The sequence below is a fragment of the Streptomyces sp. NPDC001315 genome (assembly GCF_042896175.1).
GTDB lineage: Bacteria > Actinomycetota > Actinomycetes > Streptomycetales > Streptomycetaceae > Streptomyces.
Window position 1 is genome coordinate 1 of the sequence record NZ_JBIAWZ010000048.1, and the last position, 8953, is coordinate 8953.

Consider the following 8953-nt stretch of genomic DNA (forward strand, 5'->3'; position numbering starts at 1 on the left):
GGGCGAATAGACCTTCATCACCATAATCGGTCACCCTCTCCCGACCCCCACCGGGGTCGGCGTCAGGGTGTCCACCACCCGGGGGGAGGTCCCCACCTCCCCACCCGACCGAGCCCCATCGGCCAGGATGTCCATGATCCGCCGGTAGTCCGGCGCCGGCACCGCAGCCTCGAGCCCGTCGCCCCACACCGGCACCACCGAGCCGGGCACCGCACCGGTCACCTGCACGGGCCGCTCATCGACCACCGTCGGGGCCTGCTCGCCTCCGCGCGGCTCCGCCAGGACCTGTCCCACTGTCTCGCGGGCAGTCACGAACCGCTCCCACACGGCCTCCGCCTCCCGCAACTCGGCCTCAAGAGCCTCCACCCGCTGCCGGGCAACACGCTCCCGCTCCTCCAGCAGCCCCATCACCGATGGCATCCGCACCCCCACCCAGGGGGACAACACGACATGCCATCACTGCCACACGACAGCCGGAAGTCGGTGTACCAGGTCGACGGCGCGACTGCGTCCCTGCGACTCGGCCGACGCGCCGATCAGCCGGTGCGCCGTCGGGACCAGGCGGCATGGCTGCCAACCGCAAGGACCGCCAGCATCACGGTGGCCACGCAGGTCGCCGCGAAGACCGGTCCATAGCCGTGTCGGGTCAGCCCCGCGGTAACACCGGTCGCCGCAGCACTGCCGAGGAAGGCGGAACAGACGAACACCGACACCGTCGTCGCCCTTGCGGTCGGCGCGACATCCGTGGCCCACCCCTGAAGCGACGAGTGCAGAAACGCGTTGGAGGTACCGATGAGAACCGCGGTGACCGTCAGCGGCACGACGCTCTGGGAGAGGCTCGCCAGGAGAAAGGCCACGAACAGTGTGGCACTGCCGATAGCGATCATCACGGTTCGCCCGACACGTGCCACCGTCCGTTTGGCCAGGCAGGCGCCGCCGATGATGCCCACGCCGTACGTCGCGCCGAGAACTCCGGCCAACTCGGTGGACACGCCGTCCCGCTCCAGCGCGGGGACGATGTAGGTGAGGATGCCGAGCAGAATCGCGCCCTCGAGCACCCCCAGTCCGTAGGTCCACAGCGGCCAAGCCGTGAAGGCGCTGCGGATGTCTCGGCGTGTTCCACCGCCGTCCGGGAGACGGACGCGCCGCAGCAGCACCAGGAAGACCGCGGCCCCCACAGCGGTCACGGCGAAGACGACGCGCCAGTCCCACCAGACCGCCAGTGCGCCGGCCGCCAGTGTCGCGACGGTCGTTCCCAGTGCGGTGAAGGTCTGGAGGCTTGATATCTCGCGGGCCCTGGCCGCTCCGTCGTACGAGTCGCCGACGATGGTCAGCATGCTCGGGAAAAGCGATCCGACGAAGAGGCCGGTCACCGCCCGGGCCGCAAGGAGGGCGGCGAATCCTGGCGCGGCAACGCTGGCCGCGCTGCCCACCAACGCGCCCACCAGAGCGAGCCGCAGAACCCGCAGCCGGCCGAGACGATCGCTGAGCAGCCCCCAGACCGGTTGCCCCAGCGCGTACAGCAGGACATAGACCGTCACGAGTTGTACGGCATTGTCGAGGGATACGTGCTCCTCTCTCGTGATCAGTACGAGCATGGGCGCGGTCGCGAACCGGTCGTAGAAGGAGAGGAAGCCGGTGGCACGCATGAGGGCTACCGGGAGTATGGCCGCGGTGGGCGGTCGCGATGCCGTGGCGCGAGAGGGTTCCCCAGTGAGCGGTCGCGATGTCGCGGGGCTCGGGGGTGCCCCGGCATCCCCTTCCGACCCGGGACGCGTACCGCCCTGGCCCCCCGATTCACCGCGCAGCGGTGTGACGTCCGACATGGTTCACGCGGCCTCTCGAGGTGGAACGGCCAGGCGGACCGCCTGGGTTGTGCATGCCGCTGGGGAGGACAACACCTGCTGACGCCGCAACAGGTACTTGTGCTGACCGGACAGCACCAGCTCACCGCGCTGGTTGTGGATGGTGGCTGCGGTGACCACGACGCCGTTCTCGCCCTTCGGCTCCAGACCGGTGATGGTCAGAGCCGGGTAGAGCGTGTCCCCGGAGTGCACTTCGGCCAGGAAGTTGCAGGACAGCTCGAGGAAGCTGATGAACACCTCACCGATGAAATGCGGGAAAAGGGTGGCTCCCGGCGCGGTGAACGCGAGTACTTGCAGGCCGTGCACGACTGGCGCGGGGTGTCCGTGCTTTCGCGCCCACTCGGCGTCGTAGTGCACAGGGTGGTTGTCCGCGGAAACCGTCTGGAAAGCCGCAGCGTGGGCGTCGGTCAGGGTGCGGCTGGGAGCGCGGAAGACCTCACCGATGCCCAGGTCTTCGAATATCCTGGCCGGTACGACGAGGAAGGAGTCCGGGTCGAATGTCTCCGGTGCCACGGCGGCCGGCCTTTCTGTGCTCAGCTTGTCCATAGCACTGCCCTCTCCATCGATGTCTTCGTGGTGTGACCGCGTGAGTCGGCCAGAACGTTAGGCACCGGCTGGAATCGCCGATTGCCTGTCCGTGCCCTGGCTGTGGTCCGTGTGTGCCTTCGCGCGGGCACCCTGGCGCCGGGCAGCGGCCCCAGGTGATGGTGCTGTCGCATAGGGAGCCGGCCGATGTCACCGGCCCCGTCGGCCGGGGCGTGAATCCGCCGCTCGGCGGGTGAACACACCGTCGGGCGCGCGGTGCGGAATGAAGGGGGCGGCCGACGAGCGGTTCGTAGCGCCCGACGGCGATCAGGGCGAAGTGGCCCGTCGCCTCGCAGGAGCGCGTGGCAGACCTGGGCAACCTCGCGGGGCAGGCCGTCGTGGAGGGTGGCCCTGAGGTCGCGCAGGCGCTCGGCGGGTGACCGCAGGCGGCTCGTGCCGGCCTGGGCTTGAAGACGGTCAGCCGGCCGAAGGCGCGAGCGGGTTCGTCGTGCTGCCCCGCCGCTGGGTCGTGGAACGCTCACTCGCGTGGATCACGCACGCCCGCCGGCACGCACGCGACTACGAACGGCTCATCCAACACTCGGAATCACTGATCACCTGGGCGGCGATCACCATCATGACCAGGCGCATCACCCGCCGAAGCTCCCGCAGGAACGGACGGCCGGCCTCCCGCGAAACAGTCCGCGACTGATCGTTTCCAAGGACAGCGTCATCTCCTTTCCCCTGACCCCGGGCATGACCCAGATACGCCAGAAACCCGCCACCGGGTGATCTTGGGGTCCTGTGGGTGGCGTGCTCCTTGACGAGGCGGGTCCAGCCAGCCCCGCAGGACTTGCCGCATACAGTTGTAACAACTATCGTTACGACTAGAACCGAGGGGCGCGGGAGGTGGAGTCCGGCGTGAGCGCCAACAGCAGGCTGACCATCGCGGCGCACGCCCTGACGTGGATCGGGCTGTATCAGCGACGTGGCCACGAGGTCGCCACCTCCGAGCAGATCGCGACGAGCGTCAACACCAACCCCGTGGTGATCCGCCGCCTGCTGGGCGATCTTCGCAAGGCCGGCCTGGTCGATTCACGGCGAGGTGCGGGGGCGGGCTGGATGCTCACGCGGGACCTGGCGGCGATCACTCTGTTCGACGTCTATCAGGCGATCGAACCGGGGCCGGTCTTCGCCCTGCATCGCGCGACACCGGACCCCGAGTGCGTCGTGGGCCACGGCATCGGGCCGGCAATGACCGCCGTGTACGACGACGTGGAGGCCGCCCTGCGCAGGGAGCTGGCCAAGACCACGCTGGAGGACGTACTGCGGGACGTCCTGAAAGCCGCCTGACCTCGGACCGTCGACTTCCCCCGATCGAGGGGAGTCGCACTCCACGCCCACTGATGTAACCAAAACGGTTACGTCGACGAAGAGATAGAAGACAAGGACATGGACGATGACAACAGACACTCAGAGCTCGCGGACCGTGGCCGAGAAGTTCCTGGAGCGCCTCGGCCGACAGGACCCCGACGGCATCCAGGAACTGTTCTCCGAGGAGATCGACTGGTATGTCCCCGACAGCACCGCGCTGCCCTGGACCGGGCGCCGCACCCGCCGGGAGGAGGTCGCGCCGTACTTCACCACGATGTGGTCGCACTTTGCGCCCGGCCAGAGCAAGGTCGTGCTGGAGCGCTTCATCGTCGACGGTGGTGACGTGGTGCTGCTGGCGGTCTTCACACACACCGCCGCACCCACCGGCAAGGAGTTCACCACACCGGTGGCCCTGCACCTGGCGGTCGAGGACGGCCGGATCGTTCGCATGCACCTGTACGAGGACACACTGACCGTCGCCGAGGCGTTCAACGCCGGCTGAGCGGAGGGCACTCAGGGGCCCCTGCGGCCCGGGGCAGCCGAGCATGTGCGTAGAGGGTCAGCCGAGACACGGCCGAAGCTGTCGGCGGATCTCTTCCCCGGTCGCGTACAGGCGTCCCCAGTCGTCAGACCAGGTGGTGCCATGCCGCGTACTCCTCGGCGGGCCGACGCGACTTCTCAAACGAATCAGGTCGAAACGGTGCTCCATGGAAACCACGAGCATCGGCAACACGGAAAGCGGAACGAACCATGAACGAAAACGACCTCCACGCGCAGCGCGAAGCAACAGCCATCCAGTACTTCCGCTTGGTCGATGCCGCCGATCCGGCACTCCTCGAACTCTTCGCGGACGACGCACAGATGTTCTTCCCGAAGTTCGGAACCGCCAAGGGCCTGGCGCAGATCGGGGCCTTCGCCCAAGGCTTCGCCCGGGGCATCGCTGACATCGAGCACGACATCGCGCACTTCAACGTCCTCACGTCCGGCGACTACGTCGTCGTCGAAGGGGCCGTCAAGGGAGAGACGACATCCGGTGTGGAGTTCCCCGACGGATCCTCATCCTTCGGACTCTTCTGCAACGTGTTCGAGTTCCAGGGCGAAAAGATCAAGAGGCTCCACATCTACGAAGACCCCGACTTCGCAGGCACCCACACCGACGGAGCGTCCTGGGGTCAGTCCGTACGTGACAGCATGTAGCCGGCATGACCTGTTCGTGACTGCGCCAAGGGGACCGATGGGCTCCGCTCTCCCCCCGCGCGTCAGCGGCCAGCCGGATTCCCCCGCTCGGGCGGCGCGTTCGTCCAGCGCGGGGCGAAGGCGCGCTCGGGCGGCGAGGTCACCGGGCATCCGCAGCAGGGCGTGCTTCAGTGCCCGGTCCTTCACCGCCCAGGCCACCGCCGCATCCACCAGGCGGGCGGCCTTCTCACCGCCCGTGCCGAGGTCGGCGCGCAGCTGGGCGGCGAGCCGCGGGCGGGTTCAACGTGTCTGACCCGGTCTCGACCCATGCAACGTCCGTCGCCCCCGGCCACCGGCCGCTGTCAGCCTATGCCGCATCCCTGAGATCACGTCAGGTGGCCCCGGGCGCGCGGAGTGTGCGGCGGACAGCGTTGCGGAGCCAGTGGTGGGCTCCGTCGGCTGCATGGCGGGGGTGCCAGGCCATCCCGATGGTCAGGGGCGGCAGCGGCAGGGGAATGTCGAGGAGGCACAGGCCGAGGGCGGTGGCGGTGTGAGTGAGAGGCGATTCGGGATTGCCGGGAAGTGCGGCGGGGACGAGGCAGACGACGTCGCTGCGGACCGCTAGGGTCATCGCCGCCAGGTGGCTGGGGAGGACGGCAGTGACGCGCCGGTGAAGGTTCCGCTCGGCCAAGGCGGTGTCGAGAGGGCCGGTGAACCGGCCTCGTCGGCTGACCGCGACATGTTCGGCGGCAGCGAGCCGCGCCGGGTCCAGGGCCTTTCCCGCGAGGGGGTGGCCCGGCCGGACGGCCGCCACCATCCGGAGCGTGACCAGTTCCTCGACCTGGGTCTCCGGGTCCACGTGGTCGATGGATCCGACCTCCAGATCGATCCGGCCGTCGCGGAGGGCCGGACCGGCCTCCAACTCCTCGGCCCGGAGCCGGAACGAGACGCCCGGCGCCTCCTGCCGGGCCAGGTGCAGCAGTCCGGGGGCCAGCGCCGCACCGACGAGGTCGGCGGCCTGGAGGGTGAAGGTGCTGCGCAGGGTGGCGGGGTCGGCGCCTTCGCCGGGGCTGAGCAGCGATCCGAGGCGGCGCACCACTGCAGCGGCTTCGTCGCGCAGAGCCAGGGCGCGAGGGGTGGGGACCATGGTCTGTCCGGCCCGTACCAGGAGCGGGTCCTGGAGGGTACGCCGCAGGCGGCCGAGGGTGCGGCTCATGGCGGCGGGGGAGGTGCGCAGGCGGGCGGCGGCGCGGGTGACGCTCTGCTCGGTCAGCAGGGCGTCCAGCGCGACGGCCAGGTTGGCGTCAAGGGCTGAATATGGGCTGTTCACGAGCGTAATTCCATTTCTGGCAACATCTCCTTGCTGAAGTTCCCATTGTGGCATCGCCGAGGCGCTCCCCAGGATGGTGGCGTACCGACCTGAACACCGACTCGTGAGGTTTTCATGATCGTCATCACTGCCCCCACCGGGAACATCGGCCGCCATCTGCTCACCCTGCTCCTGGAGTCCGCCACCGGCGCCGGTGAGGAACTGCGCGTGATCGTGCGTGACCCCGCACGGCTGCCGGACGCGGCACGCGGACGCGTCGAGGTGATCACCGGCTCGCACGGCGACGCCGAGGTGGTCGACAGGGCCTTCCAGGGTGCGGACGCCGTCTTCTGGCTCGTCCCCCCGGACGCCTCCCTGGCCCCGGAGGACGCGTACACCGGCTTCACCCGCCCCGCCGCGAGGGCGCTCACCGCCCACAGGGTCGGCCACGTCGTCGGCGTTTCCGCCCTCGGCCGCGGCACCCCGCTCGCCGGCCGCGCCGGACTCGTCACCGCCTCTTTGGCCATGGACGACCTTCTGGCCGGCACCGGCGTCGCCTACCGGGCTCTGGCCAGCCCGTCCTTCTTCGAGAACCTCCTGGAAGAGGCCGCCTCGATCCGTGAGAAGGGCGTCTTCACCGACGCCGTCGACGCCGACCGCAAGGCGCCCCTCGTCGCCGTCGCCGACATCGCGGCCGTCGCCGCCGACCTGTTGCTGGACCGCTCGTGGACCGGCACCGGCAGCATCCCGGTCCTCGGACCGCAGGACCTGTCACCCAATGACCTGGCCCGCATCATGACCGAGCAACTCGGCCGCCCCGTCCGCTATGAACGCCAGCCGCTCGACGAACTGCGCACAACCCTCGTCGGCTACGGCCTCGACGAGGCGTTCGTCCAGGGCATCGCCGACATGAAGCGAGCCAAGGACGAGGGCCTCGATGCCGGCGTCACCCGCACCCCGAACACCGCCAGTCCCACCACCTTCGAGCACTGGTGCGCCCAGACCCTCAAGCCTGCAGTCCTCTCCTGAAAGCCACCAGCCCCTTCGCCACCGCACCTGGCGCCCATGGCGTCAGACCACCCCCCACCTGGGAGACACCCACCATGCCCGTTGAGCAGACCGAACCACCGGTCACCGCGTTCATGCTCGTCAAGACCACGCCCGAGTGGCTCGCACTGACGGTCCCGGAGCGGATCGACGCCTTCACCACCCAGGTCCTCCCCACGATCGAGGCCAGGACCACCGGCGTCCGGTCACGCTTCTACGACACCGAGTTCTACTCCGCGCGCGTCACCGACGTCTGGGTCTGGGAAGCAGACGATCACCACGCCTACCAGCTCCTCATCGACGCACTGCGCGAAACCCCGTTCTGGGACCGCTACTTCGAGGTCGTCGACATCCTCGTCGGGACCGAGAACGGCTATGCCCGCAACTACCACGTCGACCCCGCCGCCACCATCAGCACCTGACACACTGTTCCGCATCAGTGAGCGTGTGGCCGTTCAGCGGACACTCCCCCGCCAAGGCGCCGAGGCCGAGCAGGCCACCGAGCTCAGCCGCCCGTGTGCGTCGCAGATCTGTCGGACATCGCATCGCTTCTGAGGACGAGATCGGGAGACGAAATGGCGTGGCCCCTGAATGAGACGACGCGGAACGGCTCAGGTCACTGCTGCCGAACGGGACATCTCAAATGAGGGCCTACATACCCGGTCGCTCGGGATCCGGGTCGCCGCGCGCGGCTCCGGTGCCGGTTCCATGGTCAACCATACGCTGTTCGTCGCCACGGCCAACCCGCTCGAACACCGGCTCCTCTTCGAGCGTTTCCTGTCGGAGCGTCGGACGCCGCTGCCGGACATCGACCTGGACGTGGAGTCCGAGCGGCGTCTGGAGGTGTACGACGCGATCATCGAGCGGTTCGGCCGGGAGCGGACCGCGGTCACCGGCATGCCCGAGACCTACCGGGCGAGGCACGCCCTGCGGGACACCGGGCTTGCCCTCGGGCTGCCGCCGCAGGTCGTGGGCGAGATCGCCAAGAGCTTTCCGCACATCCGGGCCCCGGGACATCCGCGCCGCCCTGACCGAACTACCGGAGCTGCGGCAACTCGCCGCCTAGGCAGGGAAATTCGGAACGCTGCGGGAGCTCGCCGAGGGTTTGGACGCGCTGCCGCGCGGCTACGCCATGCACCCGTGCGGGGTGATCCTGTCCAGCGCTTCGCTGCTGGACCGGCTGCCGGTGCAACCGACCCCGGCCGGCTACCCGATGGTGCAGGCCGACAAGGAAGACGTCGAGGACCTCGGTCTGCTCAAGCTCGACGTGCTCGGCGTGCGGATGCAGTCCGCGATGGCGTACGCGGTCGCCGAGATCCGCCGCACGACCGGCCGCGCCCCCGGGCGGCCCACACATCACGCGGGCCGCCCCTTCACGTTCCGCAAGGAGAACCCCGCTCATGACGACCGTCAACGTCCCCGTCTCCACCGTCGACAAGAACCTGGACACCGCCTGCTCATCCGTCGTCAGCGAGATCGGACGCACGGACGGCAAGTCGTCCTTATTCTCCGAACCAAGCATTGGTGTTGTGCAGGAAGGAAGACCTGGAGTCATGACCTAGCCTCAATACCAGTGATTTAAGGGTCTCAGCTTCACGGGATCTTGGTCGGTGGGTTGATAGGGGCGGTGCGCCAGTGCGGCGCGATGGACACGGCG

The 8953-nt window shown here is 68.8% G+C and carries 10 protein-coding genes and 2 pseudogenes; 8 read left to right on the forward strand and 4 right to left on the reverse strand.

What is annotated here, in order from left to right; genetic code table 11:
* Positions 1 to 30: 30 nt before the first annotated feature.
* The 3 genes from ACFY16_RS42860 to ACFY16_RS42870 all read right to left on the reverse strand — a co-directional run bounded on the left by ACFY16_RS42860 (position 31) and on the right by ACFY16_RS42870 (position 2411).
* Positions 31 to 420, reverse strand: a complete 390-nt coding sequence (locus ACFY16_RS42860) for a hypothetical protein (RefSeq protein WP_390652652.1) — start codon at positions 418 to 420, stop codon at positions 31 to 33.
* A 116-nt stretch (positions 421 to 536) separates the two neighbouring features.
* Positions 537 to 1649 (reverse strand): MFS transporter, encoded by a 1113-nt coding sequence (locus ACFY16_RS42865; protein ID WP_390652653.1) that lies wholly within the window; start codon positions 1647 to 1649, stop codon positions 537 to 539.
* A gap of 180 nt (positions 1650 to 1829) precedes the next feature.
* Positions 1830 to 2411, reverse strand: coding sequence for a MaoC family dehydratase (locus ACFY16_RS42870; protein WP_390652654.1), 582 nt, complete (start codon positions 2409 to 2411; stop codon positions 1830 to 1832).
* Positions 2412 to 2851: 440 nt separating this feature from the next.
* Between ACFY16_RS42870 and ACFY16_RS42875 the strand changes: the two are divergent.
* From ACFY16_RS42875 to ACFY16_RS42890, 4 genes and pseudogenes are all read left to right on the forward strand, one after another.
* Positions 2852 to 3102 (forward strand): annotated as a pseudogene (locus ACFY16_RS42875) (transposase); the annotation flags it as partial.
* Between the two features lie 209 nt (positions 3103 to 3311).
* Entirely contained in the window at positions 3312 to 3743 is a 432-nt protein-coding gene (locus ACFY16_RS42880; protein WP_390652655.1) for an Rrf2 family transcriptional regulator, read from the forward strand.
* 106 nt (positions 3744 to 3849) lie between these two features.
* The gene (locus ACFY16_RS42885) at positions 3850 to 4266 is read left to right on the forward strand and encodes a nuclear transport factor 2 family protein (protein ID WP_390652656.1); all 417 of its coding nucleotides are present in this window, start codon (positions 3850 to 3852) and stop codon (positions 4264 to 4266) included.
* A gap of 248 nt (positions 4267 to 4514) precedes the next feature.
* Positions 4515 to 4961: a nuclear transport factor 2 family protein gene (locus ACFY16_RS42890; RefSeq protein ID WP_143604809.1), complete on the forward strand. Its 447-nt coding sequence runs from the start codon at positions 4515 to 4517 to the stop codon at positions 4959 to 4961.
* A gap of 370 nt (positions 4962 to 5331) precedes the next feature.
* Here the strand turns inward: ACFY16_RS42890 and ACFY16_RS42895 are convergent, their stop codons facing one another.
* Positions 5332 to 6279 carry a LysR family transcriptional regulator gene (locus ACFY16_RS42895; RefSeq protein WP_390652659.1) on the reverse strand — a complete coding sequence of 316 codons (948 nt, stop codon included), beginning with the start codon at positions 6277 to 6279 and terminating at the stop codon, positions 5332 to 5334.
* Positions 6280 to 6384: 105 nt separating this feature from the next.
* On the opposite strand from ACFY16_RS42895, the gene ACFY16_RS42900 reads away from it, so the two are divergent.
* From ACFY16_RS42900 to ACFY16_RS42915, 4 genes and pseudogenes are all read left to right on the forward strand, one after another.
* Positions 6385 to 7278, forward strand: coding sequence for an NAD(P)H-binding protein (locus tag ACFY16_RS42900; RefSeq protein ID WP_390652657.1), 894 nt, complete (start codon positions 6385 to 6387; stop codon positions 7276 to 7278).
* 74 nt (positions 7279 to 7352) lie between these two features.
* Positions 7353 to 7718, forward strand: coding sequence for a darcynin family protein (locus tag ACFY16_RS42905; RefSeq protein WP_390652658.1), 366 nt, complete (start codon positions 7353 to 7355; stop codon positions 7716 to 7718).
* A 238-nt stretch (positions 7719 to 7956) separates the two neighbouring features.
* Positions 7957 to 8632: pseudogene (locus ACFY16_RS42910) on the forward strand (DNA polymerase III subunit alpha); the annotation flags it as partial.
* 64 nt (positions 8633 to 8696) lie between these two features.
* Positions 8697 to 8858, forward strand: a complete 162-nt coding sequence (locus ACFY16_RS42915) for a hypothetical protein (RefSeq protein WP_390652660.1) — start codon at positions 8697 to 8699, stop codon at positions 8856 to 8858.
* The last annotated feature ends 95 nt before the right edge of the window (positions 8859 to 8953 follow it).

What these genes read in the sequence shown, in the direction of transcription:
- ACFY16_RS42860 (WP_390652652.1), bottom strand. Translation starts at nt 420, where the DNA reads ATGCCATCGGTGATGGGGCTGCTGGAGGAGCGGGAGCGTGTTGCCCGG.
- ACFY16_RS42865 (WP_390652653.1), bottom strand. Translation starts at nt 1,649, where the DNA reads ATGCGTGCCACCGGCTTCCTCTCCTTCTACGACCGGTTCGCGACCGCG.
- ACFY16_RS42870 (WP_390652654.1), bottom strand. Translation starts at nt 2,411, where the DNA reads ATGGACAAGCTGAGCACAGAAAGGCCGGCCGCCGTGGCACCGGAGACA.
- ACFY16_RS42885 (WP_390652656.1), top strand. Translation starts at nt 3,850, where the DNA reads ATGACAACAGACACTCAGAGCTCGCGGACCGTGGCCGAGAAGTTCCTG.
- ACFY16_RS42890 (WP_143604809.1), top strand. Translation starts at nt 4,515, where the DNA reads ATGAACGAAAACGACCTCCACGCGCAGCGCGAAGCAACAGCCATCCAG.
- ACFY16_RS42900 (WP_390652657.1), top strand. Translation starts at nt 6,385, where the DNA reads ATGATCGTCATCACTGCCCCCACCGGGAACATCGGCCGCCATCTGCTC.
- ACFY16_RS42905 (WP_390652658.1), top strand. Translation starts at nt 7,353, where the DNA reads ATGCCCGTTGAGCAGACCGAACCACCGGTCACCGCGTTCATGCTCGTC.
- ACFY16_RS42915 (WP_390652660.1), top strand. Translation starts at nt 8,697, where the DNA reads ATGACGACCGTCAACGTCCCCGTCTCCACCGTCGACAAGAACCTGGAC.